At 38.5% G+C, this 16,533-nt stretch carries 13 protein-coding genes; 3 read left to right on the top strand and 10 right to left on the bottom strand.

The features are described from left to right. Positions 1–6: 6 nt before the first annotated feature. Together AC1Q6O_RS06155 and AC1Q6O_RS06150 are read right to left on the bottom strand one after the other, a co-directional pair. Positions 7–1,254, bottom strand: a complete 1,248-nt coding sequence (locus tag AC1Q6O_RS06155) for an MFS transporter (RefSeq protein WP_008176514.1) — start codon at positions 1,252–1,254, stop codon at positions 7–9. Between the two features lie 190 nt (positions 1,255–1,444). Further along, positions 1,445–2,323, bottom strand: a complete 879-nt coding sequence (locus tag AC1Q6O_RS06150; RefSeq protein ID WP_089985128.1) for a LysR family transcriptional regulator — start codon at positions 2,321–2,323, stop codon at positions 1,445–1,447. Between the two features lie 127 nt (positions 2,324–2,450). On the opposite strand from AC1Q6O_RS06150, the gene AC1Q6O_RS06145 reads away from it, so the two are divergent. Next, positions 2,451–3,623 carry an MFS transporter gene (locus AC1Q6O_RS06145; protein WP_089985130.1) on the top strand — a complete coding sequence of 391 codons (1,173 nt, stop codon included), beginning with the start codon at positions 2,451–2,453 and terminating at the stop codon, positions 3,621–3,623. Positions 3,624–3,863: 240 nt separating this feature from the next. Here AC1Q6O_RS06145 and AC1Q6O_RS06140 read toward each other — a convergent pair whose 3' ends face one another. The 8 genes from AC1Q6O_RS06140 to AC1Q6O_RS06105 form a co-directional block, all read right to left on the bottom strand. Further along, positions 3,864–5,099 (bottom strand): M20 family metallo-hydrolase, encoded by a 1,236-nt coding sequence (locus AC1Q6O_RS06140; protein WP_089985131.1) that lies wholly within the window; start codon positions 5,097–5,099, stop codon positions 3,864–3,866. A gap of 163 nt (positions 5,100–5,262) precedes the next feature. After that, positions 5,263–5,721: a nucleoside deaminase gene (locus AC1Q6O_RS06135; RefSeq protein WP_008176521.1), complete on the bottom strand. Its 459-nt coding sequence runs from the start codon at positions 5,719–5,721 to the stop codon at positions 5,263–5,265. Between the two features lie 18 nt (positions 5,722–5,739). Next, positions 5,740–6,690, bottom strand: coding sequence for a carbamate kinase (gene arcC, locus AC1Q6O_RS06130; RefSeq protein ID WP_008176523.1), 951 nt, complete (start codon positions 6,688–6,690; stop codon positions 5,740–5,742). Between the two features lie 2 nt (positions 6,691–6,692). After that, positions 6,693–8,171 carry a cytosine permease gene (locus tag AC1Q6O_RS06125; protein ID WP_107921786.1) on the bottom strand — a complete coding sequence of 493 codons (1,479 nt, stop codon included), beginning with the start codon at positions 8,169–8,171 and terminating at the stop codon, positions 6,693–6,695. A 31-nt stretch (positions 8,172–8,202) separates the two neighbouring features. Next, positions 8,203–9,630: a YlbE family protein gene (locus AC1Q6O_RS06120; RefSeq protein ID WP_107921785.1), complete on the bottom strand. Its 1,428-nt coding sequence runs from the start codon at positions 9,628–9,630 to the stop codon at positions 8,203–8,205. After that, the gene (gene fdrA, locus AC1Q6O_RS06115; RefSeq protein WP_107921784.1) at positions 9,623–11,176 is read right to left on the bottom strand and encodes an acyl-CoA synthetase FdrA; all 1,554 of its coding nucleotides are present in this window, start codon (positions 11,174–11,176) and stop codon (positions 9,623–9,625) included. The genes AC1Q6O_RS06120 and fdrA overlap by 8 nt, the downstream gene beginning before the upstream one ends. A gap of 2 nt (positions 11,177–11,178) precedes the next feature. Next, positions 11,179–12,057 carry an oxamate carbamoyltransferase subunit AllH family protein gene (locus tag AC1Q6O_RS06110; protein ID WP_008176530.1) on the bottom strand — a complete coding sequence of 293 codons (879 nt, stop codon included), beginning with the start codon at positions 12,055–12,057 and terminating at the stop codon, positions 11,179–11,181. A gap of 31 nt (positions 12,058–12,088) precedes the next feature. Continuing rightward, positions 12,089–12,697, bottom strand: coding sequence for an ankyrin repeat domain-containing protein (locus AC1Q6O_RS06105; protein WP_008176532.1), 609 nt, complete (start codon positions 12,695–12,697; stop codon positions 12,089–12,091). A gap of 218 nt (positions 12,698–12,915) precedes the next feature. Here AC1Q6O_RS06105 and AC1Q6O_RS06100 point away from each other — a divergent pair, with 218 nt between their 5' ends. Next, complete coding sequence (locus AC1Q6O_RS06100; protein WP_008176534.1) at positions 12,916–14,634, top strand: PucR family transcriptional regulator; 1,719 nt, start codon at positions 12,916–12,918, stop codon at positions 14,632–14,634. 134 nt (positions 14,635–14,768) lie between these two features. Continuing rightward, positions 14,769–16,523, top strand: a complete 1,755-nt coding sequence (locus AC1Q6O_RS06095) for an ABC transporter ATP-binding protein (RefSeq protein ID WP_089985138.1) — start codon at positions 14,769–14,771, stop codon at positions 16,521–16,523. Positions 16,524–16,533 lie beyond the last annotated feature (10 nt).

The raw sequence follows: 16,533 nt of genomic DNA, 5'->3' as shown, positions 1-16,533 counted from the left end.
TTGTGTTCAAGCATGTATACGCCATAATCTATGCGTGAGTAGCGCCAAAAGCAGCATCATAACACAAATCATTAAAATCGGTATAAAGAGGTTGGCACGAAAGATCTCGAACAACAGTCCATAGCCCATTTGCCCAAGAGGTGCCATGCATTGTGAAACAGCCATCATGATCGCCATGACTTTCCCTAAATTTTCATTGGGTGTTTCCTTTTGCACAAGTGTCATTACGTAGATTGAAATGATCGTCATCATCATCGCCATCACAAGCGCACAACCGGTAAATAATAAGTATGAAGCATAATAGCCTATTTGAAGCATGGGCTGAATGACAGCAATGGCCATAGGAATCACCAAAAAAGCAGTCACCAATACCCAAATATATAGCCTGTTAATTTGGAGCTTTTTTGCGAAATAGCCCATCGATAATGCACCAAGTATGGTTGCAAAATCAATAATGCCCATCCCTATTCCGTACAACGAATCACTTACTTCTAACGTGACACGAAGGACGATCGGTACTCCTACGATAAAGAGCGGCGTAAATAATAAATTTAATAAGGCGGCCAGTACCGTACATTTTAAAATAAAGGATTGCTTCACAACATATGTAAATCCTTCTTTTATATCCTTGAATAACGTCATAACTAATTGTCCATCATCATCTCGTTTTACAAATGGAATAGTCATATACATTTCTACGATGGCTGTAACGAAAAATAATAGACCACTTACAAGGACCAGAATTTTGATGCCTAGTAACCCATAAAGAATTCCACCTAGTACTGGTGCAGCAACACCAGCCAAAGCCTGCACCCCATTCACGATTCCATTTGCCTGCTCAAGATGCTGTTCTCTTACTAATAACGGAATACTAGCCATGACTGCAGGTGAATACATAGCGCTAATGATGGACAGGAGCACCATAACTACGCCTATCCCTAACACTGAATGATATTCAGTCCATAATGTGAGATAGAATATCAAGACAACGACACTATTAATAACATCAAATAACACCATTAAATGCCGTCGATTAAAACGATCGGCAAGGGCACCACCGAATGGCGTAAGAAGAATAGGTATGCTTGAAATGGCAAATAGCACGGCAAAAAGATCGGCCCTGCCCGTCATATCTAAAACAAAAAGTGATAGCGCAAACCTTAATAAGGCAGAACCTAAAATAGAAATAATCTGACCAAATACAAGAATTTTAAAATCTTTCGAAAATCCTTTTTCCTTTACGAATGTGTCCATGTACTGTCTCCCCTTTAATAGACCGACTGTCGGTCATTATTTTTGTATAAAAAAAGTGTAGCAATAAGTTTGGATGTTCGTTGTGACTAAAACTTATACCACACTCTTTAGACCGTCTGTCGGTTTATAATTAGTATATGGGAACTCCCCCAAAAAAGGAACTTATATTTTTAGGAAGTTTTCAAAATCCTTATTCTTTTAAATATGCTTTTATTTGTTCTATAAAAGCTGTGGTGGCGTGACTTACATAGCGATCCACTCGGTAAATAATTGACAAACTTCGACTAGGAATAGCGTCTGTTAGACGAATGATACGTAAATCTGAATCATTCATTTGCTGAATTAATGGATAGGGCTGCACCGTAGCTCCTATATTTGCGCGTACTAGATTCATAATTGACGTAACAGAGCTTGTTTCAAGAATAGTATGGAGCTGGAAACCATGCTTTTTCACTGTCTCTTCGACTATTTCTCTTCCTAAAAAGCCTTCAGGATACATGACCAATGGAAGGTCTTTTAATTCAGCAATAGTGACCGCTTCTCGATGCGCCCATGGATGCTCCTTTGAAACCGTTACAACGTACTCCTCCTTTCGTAAAGGAATAATGACTAAACGATCATGGGGCTCAACATTCGTCCCAATACCTATATCCACTTCATTTTCAAGAACTTGCCTCATAATATCGATAGAAGCAAGGATTGTAAGCTTTACCCTAGGGAATTTTTGATGAAAATCAATGACAAGTTGTGTAATTCGATAGTCTAAATCAGATGGCATAATACCAACACGTATTTGACCACCTTGAACCTCTTGTAAATCTTTAATAGCACCTTTGACATTTTGTAGTGTATTAAGCATTGCAGTAGCATAGGTAAACAATAAGGCACCAGCCTCCGTCACCACTATTTTTTTGCCAATACGATCAAATAACGGCATTCCTAGCTCATCCTCAAGCACCCGTATTTGCTGGCTTAACGTTGGTTGAGAAATACCTAGCTTTTCAGCCGCTTTTGTAAAATGTAGCTCCTCACAGACTGCCATAAAATAGTGTAGATGACGTATTTCCATATGAATCACAACCAATCATAGTTTGTATCTATCATTGTAATAGTAATAATAGTATTGTCCAATCATTTATGTTGTTATAGACTTCAACTTAGGATTTATTTATTCAAACTTACGGAGTTGATATAGCATGAAAATGAAGCAAACGATTTTACCTATCATGGCCATTATTTTGGCTTCTTTAAATTTAAGACCTGTCATTACTTCCGTTTCACCTTTGTTAGGAACTATCCGAGAATCATTGCATATGAGTGCGGCAAGCGCTAGTTTATTAACGTCATTAGCTGTCTTATGTATGGGGTTATTTGCACCGATCGCGCTCAAGCTCGCTAATCGTTGGAGTATTGAACGAGCGATTGCCTATTCCCTCATATTAATTGGGCTTGCAACCACTTCAAGGTACTTTGCTTACTCTGCCTGGGTCATGCACGTTACAGCCCTATTTGCGGGTATTGGTATTGCCATTGTTGGTCCATTACTATCAGGTTTTATTAAAGCAAAGTTTGCAAACCCTTCTCGTATCGTCGGTATTTATTCACTCGCTTTAGTTGTAGGGGCTGCCTTAGGTTCAGGTCTATCCATCCCATTAAGCACCATTTTTCATTCTTGGCAAATCTCTGCAGCTTCCTGGGCTTTACTTGCGATCATCGCTTTGTTTTTTTGGTGGAAGCCTATCGAGCGGAAAACACACTCGACAAGTACTACAGGTAATAAAAATACCATCTCTATCAAGCAAATTTTAACAAGTGAAAAAGCTTGGCTATTAACAGGTTTTTTTGGTTTAATGGCCTTCATGTTTTATACGATTATGGCCTGGTTACCACCAATAGCTGAGCAAATGGGCTATAGCAAACATGATGCCGGAATGATGCTCACCCTATTAACGGTTGCCCAAATGCCTGCAACGTTTTTAGTCCCTATTTTAAATAACCGCTTCCAGCATCGAGCTGTTTGGCTAGTAGCTTGTTCATTACTTGAATTAATCGGTTTATCAATGCTGCTATTTTCCATTAACCCTTGGCTAAGCAGTGTCCTTATTGGCATTGGGGCAGGTGGCTTATTCTCATTAGGATTAACTTTACCAATAGATGAAGCCGAAGATATCCAAGAAGCTAGTTTCTTAGCGGCTATGACCCAATCTGTCGGCTTCGTATTTGCTGCTCTTGGCCCCCTATTTGTGGGCCTTGTAAGAGATTACACAGGGAACTTTACAGCTGCCATTATAGGCATGATGATAATCGTAATCGTCATGATCATGATCCAATTAAAAATTGGTAATCAGAAGCCCCATGCTACCCATTAAATTCATACGAAAAAGACGACTACATAATTAAAAGTCGTCTTTCTTCGAATGACCTCATTTCCTTCATTCCTAGAATCTTGTCCAGTCATTTTAAGGTGTGTCGCTTTAGTATTCGTTCTTTTACCCGAGTTTCTACTGACGATTAGCTGTCACCGCATACGCATCAGCTTAGGAAATTAAATAGGTATTACATGCCTGAACGACAAACCATGCTCCCGCTATTGTCTATCACGCATCATGCTAGATAATTATAGCGGATCTTAAAACCGCTTCTTCTAAAACTTCTATGCCTAATAAAATATCTTCAAGGTCTGTATGTTCATCAGGATGGTGACTTAAGCCGTCCACTGATGGGATAAAAATAAGGCCAACTGGTCCGAGTCTAATCATGTTCATTGAATCGTGTCCCGCACCACTTTGCATATATTGATAGGAGAGATTTTTATCTATACAAATACTTTCCAACCCTTTCATTAGACTATGTGAAAGTAGGACAGGCTCCTCCGAGCTAATGACTTTATAGTCAATAGCAAGCAGTCGCTTTTGTTGGACATTTGCGATGGCAGTATAGAATTGCTGAAGAACTCGATCCCTTGATTGTACTGAGGAGGAACGAATGTCGACTGTAAGCTCCACCTGTCCTGGGACAACGTTCATGGATCCTGCAACAACGTCTAAAATACCTACTGTTGCCACTGTTCCAAACTCTTGCTCGGCTATCGCTGCTTTCTCCAATTCTAATGCCAATTCTGATGCCCCTAAAAGTGCGTCCTTCCTCATATTCATCGGTGTTGTACCTGAATGGGAGGCTTTCCCGTTTAATGTCATTAATAAACGGACTGGTGCCGCCACCCCCGTAACAATTCCAATTTTTTTCTCATAGCTAATTAGCATTGGACCTTGCTCAATATGTAACTCAAAAAAGGCATGGAAACCTTCCCCTGCTCTATTTGCCTGATCCACACTACTAAAATCTAGCCCACAGTGGGCAAAAGCCTGTTCCATGGAAATGCCATCGCGATCTACGAGATGACGATATTTTTCTTTATCTATAAGCCCTGCCATTGCTTTACTGCCGACCGTTGATACACCAAAACGAGAAGACTCCTCACAGGCAAATGCAATAATTTCAATTGGATGCTTGGTCACGATTGACTTCTCATTTAATCGTTTGATTACTTCTAGGGCTGCCGTTACGCCAACAACTCCATCATACTTTCCACCTTGATAAACTGTGTCTAAATGAGAGCCCATGACTACAGGCTGTAATCCTGGTACTTTACCTTCTCTTCGAGCAATAAGATTTCCACATGGGTCAATATGAATTTGAAGATGTTCATCTTTACATAAACGAATGAAGGCATGTAAACAAGCCTGCTCTTCATTTGTATAAGCAACTCTCGTAATTCCTTTCTCACCTGAATTATATTGATTCATTTTATTTAGTAATTGTTGATAACGTTCTTTGCCAACCATGTAAACAACTCCTTCTTAAGAATTACGAAGATGAAAATCAAACCAAATTTGCTTTTGCCCTGTATCTATTTTAATTGTACCAATTATTTCATGCTTATTGGATGAAAAGTAGAAAAGGGATTCTCGAAAACGAGATCCCTACTCTAATCTTGATCATAGGCTATTATTTGCTATTAGCCATTTTGTTATTGAAATGATGGAATAGTGCATCACATTCTTCTGGCGTCTCCATTTTATGCATGTTTAGCACACTTTTATCTTTTCCAGTTAAGTAATCACGTATATGCATATCAGAGAAGCCATGTACATGAGCATCTTCTGCTGTATTGCAATAATGCACTTCTTTAATTCCTGACCAAATGATTGCTGAAACACACATCGGACATGGTTCACATGTTGCGTAGATGACACAATCGGATAAATCCATTGTGCCAAGCTTTTTAGAAGCTTCGCGAATAGCTACTATTTCTGCATGTGCAGTTATGTCTGTATCACGCATCATCGTATTTCCGACAACAGCGATGATTTCATCACCTCTTACAATCGTTGCACCAAAAGGTCCACCAATATTTTGATCGATACCGTCTTTAGTTTTGTCAACTGCTAATTGAATATAATCCATACCGTGATTCCCCCTATGTTAATTTATAATATGAGTACCCGCCTGATTATTGATTGCCTCTTTTAGACTCTCAGGATTTGTAATAATAACTCGGTGACCACCATTTTCTAAGAAGCTCAAACTTGCTTCGATTTTTGGTAGCATACTTCCTGGTGGGAATTGATTGTCTAAAACATGTTTCTTTGTTTCTTCAATTGTAATTTCTTCAAGTGCTTGTTGTTCTGGCTTCCCAAAGTTAATGAATACTCGTGGAACGCCTGTTGTAATAATTAATGAATCCGCATTTACTTGAGCTGCTAACAGACTTGTTGCAAAGTCTTTGTCAATAACAGCATCTACACCTTCGTAGATATTGTTTTCTTTTCTAATCACTGGGATACCGCCTCCGCCTACCGCGATGACTACATAGTCATTGTCAATAAGTGATTTGATTGCATCCTTTTCCACAATATCAATTGGTAGTGGTGAAGGCACCACACGACGATAACCGCGTCCTGAATCTTCTATCATTTTCCAATCTGGATGTTCCACTAACATAGCGTCCGCTTGCTCTTTCGTAAAGAATGAACCTACTGGCTTAGTAGGATTAACAAAGTTCGGATCATTTTCATTGATTTCCACTTGTGTAATCACACTAACTACCTTTTTATTAATTTGACGCTTCGCCAGTTCATTGATTAGGGCTTGTTGAATTAAATAGCCAATTCCGCCTTGTGTATCGGCAACACAGTTCACTAAAGGTACCGCTGGCATGCCAGATATTTCATTAGCAATTTCACTTCTTTGTAGCGTAAAACCTACTTGAGGACCATTGCCATGAGTGACAACCACTTTATAGCCTTCTTGAATCATATCTGCAATATGTTCGACAGTTTGAGCAACAGCTTCCTGCTGGCTATGAATAGATTCACTACCGCTATCTTTTACTAACGAGTTGCCTCCGATTGCTACAATTACTAATTTACTCACAACTACACCCCTACTTCATTTTCCACATTATTTTGAATTTTTTGGTTATTAAATCGATATAACACTGTATATAAAATGAACGATACGATTAGTCCGCTAAAGAAGGCGAAATCATTTAGCTTCACTAGGAAAGGCACACCTTTAAGGAAAGCACCTGACATTGGTAGCATAAAACTAATCAATAGCACGACACATGCTACGATGTTATAGCCAGATTTATAAGCCCCATTGTTACCGTCTTCCACATAAATTGTAGATAACTCAATTCGACGTTTACGTTCGATATAAAAACTAGACAACATAATGCCTGCAATTGGACCAAACATAGAGCCGATAAAACTATAGAAGAAGAATAAAGTTTCTGTACTAGATACTAGTTTCCAAGGCAAAATCATTGTTCCAACAATGGCTGTTAAAATTCCTGCTGTTTTTACTGTAAATACTTTAGGGAATAACGTTGTCATTTGTAATCCTGATGGTAGTAAATTACCGAATACGACAAATGAAGTTGCCCCAACATTTAATGCTAAAATTAATACAATAACAGAAAATGGATTTTGGATTTTATCGATTGCATCGACAATATTAAAAATTGGTTGTCCGAATGCAATTTCTGTCCCAGCTATTAAACTAATACAAGTGATGGCAAATAGTAGATACGAACCGATCATGCCAATAGATAAACCATAGACCATAGCTTTTGGTGACTTAGCTCTATTTGTAAAATCTGCAATATTAACAATTGGACCAGCCCAATTGGATACCAATGCGCTGACACAAGCAATAAATACTAGCGGACTTTCCATTTTTGTTGCCGGTGTGTATTCTAAAATTGGACCGATACCACCAGCAATATTGATTGCCCAAATCGCTGCGCCAATGATGAAAATATAAACGATTGGTGAAGAATATTTCCCAAAAACAGTGAGCATATTCATACCGCCTAAAAATAGTAAAACTGTAACTACCCATAAAATACTATAAGAAATCATTGTCGGAACATCTAAGCCAAAAAGAGTAAAGTCCCCACCAATAGACATATAGTTCGGAATAAATCTAGTGAATAAAACATTTAGAGATTGAGCCCCCACTACTGTGGTTGTACCAAAGAAAACAACCCCAGCAATTAATCCACGACATAACGCTGGAATAATGGAACCCTTTACTCCGAATGTATCTCTCAATAATATGGCAAATGGTATACCATATTTAGAGGCAGAATATCCATTTAAGGCGTAGCCTGCAGAAACAATCACTGCTGATAGCATGATGGCTAAGAAAACTTGATTAACAGATAATCCCAAGATAAAAAATCCTGCAACCGTCATATAAGACATAATATTGTGAACTGCACCCATCCAAACTGTGATGTAGTTAGTGATTCCCCAGTCTCTTTCCTGAGGACCCTTTGGTAATAGTTCTTCCGAATAGCCTAGTGCTCTATAGTCTTGATAGGACTGTTCAATTTTTGCATGTTCCATCTAAAGCTCCTCCTACTTATAGGAAGCGGGCTTAAGCCCACTTCTCACTAATTGTGATTAATGCTTTCTCAAAAGCTTCCATTGGAGGGTGAGTAATACCGGCACCAATCATACCAATACCCGCGTCTTTGTGTGCGATCGCTGTATTAATAATTGGAAGAATGCCAGTTTGAATTACTTTACGGATATCAATACCAGTAGCAATTCCCATGAAGTTTAATAATGGAATAGTAATGTTTTGGTTTTCAGTTGTCGTAATTTCTTTCATTTGGCGTGAATAACCAATTGCCTCATCCACTGTTCCACCTACTAAAGCAACGATTGCTGGTGCAGTAGCCATAGCGAAACCACCGATACCGTATGTTTCAGTAATTGCACTATCTCCAATGTCTAGACCTGAATCTTCTGGCTTATAACCAGCAAACATTGGTCCGATAACCTGTTGTGCAGGGCCAGTGAACCATGTGTTACCTGCCATCCCACTAATACGAACACCAAATTCTACACCGTTACGTGCCATTGTTGTCACAACCGTACTGTGCTCAATACCGTGTGCAGCATCTAATGCACATTTACAACAAGCCATCCATGTAGGACCTGAGAAATACTCACTACTTGCTACAAAATCAAATACTTCACGTTTCTGTTCAACAGGGTAATCTGTTTCTAAAATATAAGGTGTTAAAGCTTGAATGAGTAAAGCAGTACCTGCATTGTTACGGTTATGACACTCATCCCCCATATGAAGTGCTTGTGCGAGCATTAAACGAAGGTCGATCCCCTCTTTATTGAGCTTCATAGCGTCACGTAAAATTGGTCCTAAAACATCGCGCATCCATACTAAACGATCAATAACGCTGTCATCGTTTGCACCCATACGTAAAACTTTAGCCATTTGCTCACTTAAGTTTGTAAATGCACGATTACCGTATGTTTTATTTTCAACAATGTGCACAAACATGGAGGCAGATGTAACACCAGCCATAGATCCTACAGCGTTATGCTCATGACATGGTGAGAATACAATCTCTCCTGATGCTGCAACTTCCGCCGCTTCCTCAAGATCCTTTGCCAAGCCTTCGAAAATGATAGCTCCCATAACGGCACCTTTCATTGGACCATTCATGTTTTCCCATGTAATTGGAGGGCCAGCGTGTAAAATTGTTTTCTTCGTCATGCCTGGTACTACATTAATTGCTTGGTCGAAACCAATTAGAACCGGTTGAGAGTTAACAATTTTTTCGACTGCAAGACGGTTTGCTGCTTCAATTTTTTCAGCCAATTCAGTTTTATCGATTTTGTTTAGTGCCGAGATTATTTCTGGTTTCCCTCCACCTGGTGGTGACCATTCTAAGTGTGTAGCACTCGCATTTTGCGCTAAAATATCATTGTTAAAAAGTTCAATACCTACGTTAATTACGTTGATTTTACTAGTAAAAAGTTCATTAATCTTACTCATGATGATCTCCTTTCAAAACCATTTCTCTAGCCAGTAAGCCTGCATTTGTACTGCTGCTTGCATGTGTCACACCTGCATGGACTAATTTTTTCACTTGCTCTTCTAAACTTGGTTTATCTAAATCTGTTCCTAGAACATATCCAATAATCTCTAAGTGTCTGCCTTCTTTTTCTGCCAATTGTTTAGCCTCAACAATAGCCGGAAGCATAACACCAACTGGATCTTCATGTGAACCGAAGCCTAAAACGAAGTCCATTACAATGACACCAACCGATGGATCTTTTGCTTCTTGTAAGAAACGCTCAATACGAGAAGATGGGTCAATCATTGGGTGCGGTTTACCGTTAGTAAAGTCATCATCCCCAAAGTCTATGAAAGTATGTTCCTGGCTCACATTAATATCTCTTAATAGGAAGTCAGGATTTTTTTGGATATTGCTATATACATGATCGAATTTTTCCATTGCTAGATACATAGATTCATCACAAAGCGTTCCACCACAGAATAATCCACGGATATATTTTTGCTCTGGTGATAATTTAGCACGAACTTCTTCAATTAATGGAAGGTTCAGTGCACGTTTGTTAATGCCTGCTTCATCAATACCAGCAAGTAATACCGCTTGTAACGCTGCTTCTTTAGACGTTTTAGCGAAATGTCCGCCAGCTGCTATTACTGCTTCTTCATTACCACCGATAAAGTAAACAACTACAGGTTTGCTACACTCTTTAATTTGTGCTAATACTTTTTTCTCTACGCTAGCTTCAGGTGGCTTTGATACTAGAACGATTACTTTTGTCGCTTCATCGGCATCAAGAGCTTGGATACCATCCAGCATCATAATTCCGCCTACTTCTTTACTTAAATCACGGCCACCCGTACCGATAAGTTGAGTAATCCCACCACCGAAGTCATGAATACGAACGCTCACCTCTTGGCTACCAGTACCAGATGCTGCAACGATACCGATACTGCCTTTTCTTACAGCGTTTGCAAAGGCAAGCCCTATATTACTGATGATTGCTGTACCACAGTCTGGACCCATCATTAATAAGCCTTTGTCATGTGCTAATGTTTTTAATTCCACTTCGTCTTCGACGCTTACATTATCGCTGAATAACATAACATGTAAGTCATTCTCAAGAGCCTTGCGTGCTTCACGAACCGCAAAAGCACCATTCACAGAAATGACAGCAAAGTTTGCATCTGGGATACCTTGTGCAGCCGAATCAATCGTTGCATATTTAATATCGCTTTTTACTTGTGCTGAATTTTTATTTGTAAATAATTCCTCTACCGCTAAGTAAGCGCTTTCTGTTTCATCCGCATTAGCAGTTTTTACAATAATCATTAAGTCCCCTGCTGTTGCTTCTTCTACTTCAGGAGTCATTAAACCAACGTTGCGAATAACTCCCTTGTTCATTTCTGTACCCATACCAATAATGGCTTGCTCGACGCCTTCAATTTGATTCGCTTTTGTTGAAAGTGACATCAATGATACTGAATCAAAATATGTGTTTCGCTTAATTACGACTTTAATACTCATTATTATCCTCCTAATTTTATATTGGCTTCAAAGCCACATATAAGCCCTAAGGCGATATCTGTACCTGATGAAGAGCCGATGGCAAGTACCTTTTTCAGTGCTTCGATCGCTTCACCTTCCGTGCCAGATAGCATGGCAGAGACAAGTGCTTGAATAGATTCCCTAACCTGTCCATATGCAGCCTTGTTCAATGTTGTGTAACTAATATCATTGGTTAAAGGCTTCATCAATTTGATGACGCTTTCACACAATGGCTGATAAATAGAACACGGACTCTGTTCTAAATGGATGACCGTCAATAATCCAACTAAAAAGTCATCACCTGATGGCGTTAACCCTGGCCCCAAGCCCACTAAATCAAGTGCATACTGCTGAAAATTATCAAAACGGCGATTACATAATTCTTCATGGAGTAATGCTGTGCGCTCTTTTAGCAATCTCGAAGTTTCTGCCTCAAATGCACTAACTGGTGAATCACTGCGCTTCATCCCCCCACTTTTCCCATATATATCAATAAACTGTTTCACTTGAACGATATTCTGTTTTATCGTTGCCATGTCTAACGGGAAAATAGGTAGATGACACTGCCAAAGAGCGGCTGTTTCTATCGCAATTGTTAATTTATCTTCTATTAATAATTGGTGATGCTTCATCCTTACTTGGTCATCTTGGATTATGTGCAAATTGTCCAAAGTATCAAGATCAATGACAAGCGTATTAGGAGCATTATCCATAGCTTTCGTTGCAAGAGTAAAAATTTCATCATTTGCTGCACTGCGAATATTTAATGCATGCTTAAATACACTATGAACCGTTCCCGTAAACTCCGTCTCAACTAATTGCTGAAGGAAATAGTTATCACCAGATTTAGCGTGTATCATATGTACACCTCTTTAAGTCGTAGGATTGCTACTATTTTGCCCCAGCTTCTAGTAAAATGTTTTCAATAGCCGTAAATCCTTTTTCTCTAGCGATTGCTAGTGGAGTCACTCCATATTGATCGACTAATTGTGTGTCTGCACCATGCTCTACTAATAAACGAACAATTTCTTGTTGCTTCTCTCCACCATCATTCAAAAGGATTGCTTCAATTAATGGTGTCCAACCACAAATATTTGTATGATTAACATTAATATCTGTCGTTGTCACAAGCTCACGAACTACCTCAACAAATCCTTTCTCACTTGCTGGGTGAACACCTACTCCACCAAAACGTGTTAGACGTTCCAAATCTGTGTTTGCTTGGAGCATTATTTTCACAAGCTCTAATTTTCCATTAATACAGCCATATAAAAATGGATTTAAACAAATTTGATCTTGAAGGTTAATATCTGCCCCTTCTTGTATTAGAAATTTCACCGTTTCTAATTGATCGCTCATGGCAGCAAGTAAAATGGCTGTTCGCTTTTGCTTATTGCGAGCATTAATATCTACACCTTGTTGTAAAAAACGTTGCAAAGTATCTATATCTCCCGCTTCAGCTGCCGCTAAAAATTCTGAGATGATAATTGTATCTTCCAATTTCTTTCATTCCTCCATTTTCCCGACCTATTGTTCATTTCAACTAAAGGGAAATGAATCGCGAGAATGTTAGTTTTTTCACATTCCCGTCTTACATGCTTTATTTTATTCTCTTATGCCCTATATATCATTGTTTAGCAATACCAAAAAGAATGGAGATGATTTGGGCAATATGTACAATTTTTTGTGATAAGATTATGGCAAAGGAGTGAAATCATTTGCTAACAATTAAAGATTTATTAGAAATTAAGGCTTTGGAGGGAATTAAAATTGTTGCGGGAGAGCAAGGCATTCACAATAAAATATCACTTGTGAACATTATCGAGAATCCCGATGCATTTGATTGGCTAACACCGAATGAATTATTATTAACAACCGGTTATATCTTCCAAGATGATGAAGAACTACAAAATAAAATTATCCAAGAACTGTCCAAAGTCAATTGTGCGGGCCTCGTCATTAAAATGAGACGTTATCTCCAAAAAACACCTCAAAACATGATTGATATTGCCAATCAATATGGATTACCTTTATTGGAGTTACCTTATAACTACATCTTATCCAAGGTCATATCGATTATTAATGAAAAGGCATCTGGTCGCTATGACTTATTAAATCGAAAATCATTGGATATGCACAATACATTGTTTAAGGTGGCACTGGAAGGAGGAGGCATCGAATCGATTTCCTCAAAATTAGCGGAAACCATTAATAATCCTATTATCTTTTTAGATCAGGATTGGAATTTACTCCATTTCACTGATCTCGATGTCAATCCTGTCCCACTTGCCTATGGCATCGACCTAAAAAAAAATCGTCCGACTTTTTCAAAGGAATTTATCGATTCCATTCCTAAGGATCTCAATGAGATGCAAAAATTGATTACAAGAAATTATCATTTAGAGGATCTTACTGTAAAATGCAGAATTCTCCCTGTAGCAGTAGCCAATTATATTTACGGCTATATCGTCATTTGGCAAACCGTTCATGATCTCAATGAATTTGATTATATTGTTTTAGAGCAAGCCTCCACAATCGTGGCATTAGAGAGGATTAAACAGAAGGAAATTGAGGATGTCCGACTTAAAATCAAACAGGAGTTTTTTGATGATTTATTAACGGGAAAAATCACATCTAGCGAGACGCTTCAAACGCTCTGTGACCTTCATGGCTTAAATGTCCATTATAAATATTACTGTATTGTAATCTCTATGATCCGTGATAACCTGCAGGATCATCATGATTTAATTTCTCGAAAGTACGAATCCGATAATATTGCAAAAAAATGTATGAATTTAATCTATAAACACTCTAGTACCGTCAATGGTGAAATTACATGCCTTTATCGAAACCAGCAAATTATTGTGTTGGTGGGACAACAAGAAGGTAAGCAAGATATGACTGTTAATGAAACGAAACAGTATGCTGAGGAAATTCTGCAATTATTAAGTCAGTATCAAGCAGAAACTTCCTTTTTGATAGGTATTGGAAAAGAATATAAACAAATTCGTTACGTTCATAAAAGCTTTGCCGAGGCACACGAAGCTCTCCGTCTTATGCACCGATTCGAGGAAAGCGGAGCAGTGGCCCATTTTGCCGATCACTCCATCTATCACTTTTTAGATTCGAATATTAATGAGGTTCAATTAAAAGACTTTTTCTTAGAGAGCTTAGGGACTGTCTTTGAGCATGATTTATTACATGGGACGAGCTATTTAATTACATTGGAAAATTATTTTATTTATCATATGAATATTAGCGAAACCGCTAAGGAAATGTTTATTCATCGCAATACATTAATTTATCGTATCGAAAAAATTAAAGAGATTTTAAAGACCGATTTAAAAAGCTATGAAGAGCTATTACAAATACAATTAGCTCTAAGAATTTATCGACTACTCGGTAAGTCTTTATACCATGATGAGTTTGCTGACTAGTCCTATTTAAAAGGTGATGATGAATTGCACATCACCTTTTATTTCATTTCATATTCAGTTCATAAACACATGCTATAGTAAAAGCCATAGGAACGACATACGTTGTTTGACGATATTGAAGGAGGCTTATTTCTTTGCAAGAGACATCAAAAGAAACTACTAAAAAACCAGATTGGCGTCGTTTTATACAATTAGTAAAACGAGCTGAACCACCTATTTGGCTCCTAGTTATAGCTTTAATTATGAGTTTAGCAACTACGGGCGTAGGTTTTATCGTCCCATTATTTACAAAACAATTAGTGGACGGCTTTTCATTAGAATCGCTTAATTATTGGCAGATCATTTTGCTTGGTATTGCTTTTATCGCCCAAGCCATTGCAAGTGGATTATCTATCTATTATTTAAATCGTGTAGGTCAACATGTAGTAGCAAAATTACGTGATCAACTTTGGCGCAAGCTACTGCATTTACCCATCCCCTATTATGATGAAAACGATACAGGTGAAACATTAAGTCGTGTAACAAATGATACAGCGGTCGTAAAGGAGCTCATTACAGAGCATCTAGCAAACTGTTTATCGGGTGTTATTTCTATCATCGGTTCCATTATCATTCTCTTATTCCTAGATTGGAAAATGACATTAGTGATGTTAATCGCTGTCCCACTAGCGATGGTTATTTTAATGCTGCTAGGAAAACGCATGTTTGTGATTTCTAAAGGGATGCAAGACGAAACCGCTAAGTTTACTTCGGTATTAAACCAAGTTTTACCTGAAACACGTTTGGTTAAAGCTTCTAATGCGGAGCAAATAGAATATGAGCGTGGGAAAAAGGGCATTACGAACCTCTTTAACTTTGGCTTAAAAGAAGCTAAAATCCATGCGCTTATTTCACCCTTAATTTCATTCGTTCTAATGTCAGTTCTCGTCGCTATTATTGGCTATGGAGGCGTGCGCGTTTCCTCTGGTGAGCTGACAGCTGGTGATATGGTGGCATTTATTTTATATTTAATCCAAATCATCATGCCCATGACACAATTAACGATGTTCTTTACGCAACTTCAAAAAGCAATGGGTGCCACTGAACGCATTAGTGAATTACTGGACCACGAAGAGGAACATATTGAAGAAGGCATTACTGTTGAAAAAATAGATCAACCGATTTATGTTAACCATGTTGATTTTTCATATGGTGAGGAGCCGATTTTATCCGATATTAACTTCACAATAGAGCCAGGCAAAGTAACGGCCATTGTAGGTCCAAGTGGTGGCGGTAAAACAACCACATTCTCCCTGTTAGAACGATATTACCAGCCAACTAGCGGTAATATTACGCTAGGAGAAACGCCAATCGAGACATTTTCACTTCACTCATGGCGTAGTCAAATTGGCTATGTGGCTCAAGAAAGTGCCCTGCTGTCAGGAACAATTCGAGAAAATATTTGCTATGGTGTTGACCGTGAAGTGCAGGATGATGAGCTAGAAAGAGTAGCTAAAATGGCTTATGCTGATCAATTTATTAACGATCTTCCCGATAAGTTTGACACAGAAGTAGGCGAAAGAGGCATCAAGCTTTCAGGGGGGCAACGTCAGCGTATTTCTATTGCCAGAGCGCTACTACGGAATCCACAAATTTTAATGCTCGATGAAGCTACATCAAGTTTAGATAGTAAGTCAGAAATTTATGTACAAAAGGCGTTAGATAATTTAATGCAAGGTCGCACAACTTTAGTTATTGCTCACCGTCTTTCGACGGTAGTCGATGCCGATCAAATACTATTTGTAGAAAAAGGACATATTACAGGTTGTGGTACACATGAATCACTCTTTGAGACGCATGCCATGTATCGTGAGTTTGCCAAGCAGCAATTACGAATTAAAGAGGACTAACGAAGGGAAT

It is taken from the genome of Lysinibacillus sp. GW823-FHT06C08, from assembly GCF_058795135.1.
This window is presented reverse-complemented; position numbering and strand designations above follow the sequence as displayed.

Coding starts and splice junctions, on each gene's coding strand:
- AC1Q6O_RS06155 (WP_008176514.1), bottom strand. CDS start 1,254: ATGGACACATTCGTAAAGGAAAAAGGATTTTCGAAAGATTTTAAAATT.
- AC1Q6O_RS06150 (WP_089985128.1), bottom strand. CDS start 2,323: ATGGAAATACGTCATCTACACTATTTTATGGCAGTCTGTGAGGAGCTA.
- AC1Q6O_RS06145 (WP_089985130.1), top strand. CDS start 2,451: ATGAAAATGAAGCAAACGATTTTACCTATCATGGCCATTATTTTGGCT.
- AC1Q6O_RS06140 (WP_089985131.1), bottom strand. CDS start 5,099: ATGGTTGGCAAAGAACGTTATCAACAATTACTAAATAAAATGAATCAA.
- AC1Q6O_RS06135 (WP_008176521.1), bottom strand. CDS start 5,721: ATGGATTATATTCAATTAGCAGTTGACAAAACTAAAGACGGTATCGAT.
- AC1Q6O_RS06125 (WP_107921786.1), bottom strand. CDS start 8,171: ATGGAACATGCAAAAATTGAACAGTCCTATCAAGACTATAGAGCACTA.
- AC1Q6O_RS06120 (WP_107921785.1), bottom strand. CDS start 9,630: ATGAGTAAGATTAATGAACTTTTTACTAGTAAAATCAACGTAATTAAC.
- fdrA (WP_107921784.1), bottom strand. CDS start 11,176: ATGAGTATTAAAGTCGTAATTAAGCGAAACACATATTTTGATTCAGTA.
- AC1Q6O_RS06110 (WP_008176530.1), bottom strand. CDS start 12,057: ATGATACACGCTAAATCTGGTGATAACTATTTCCTTCAGCAATTAGTT.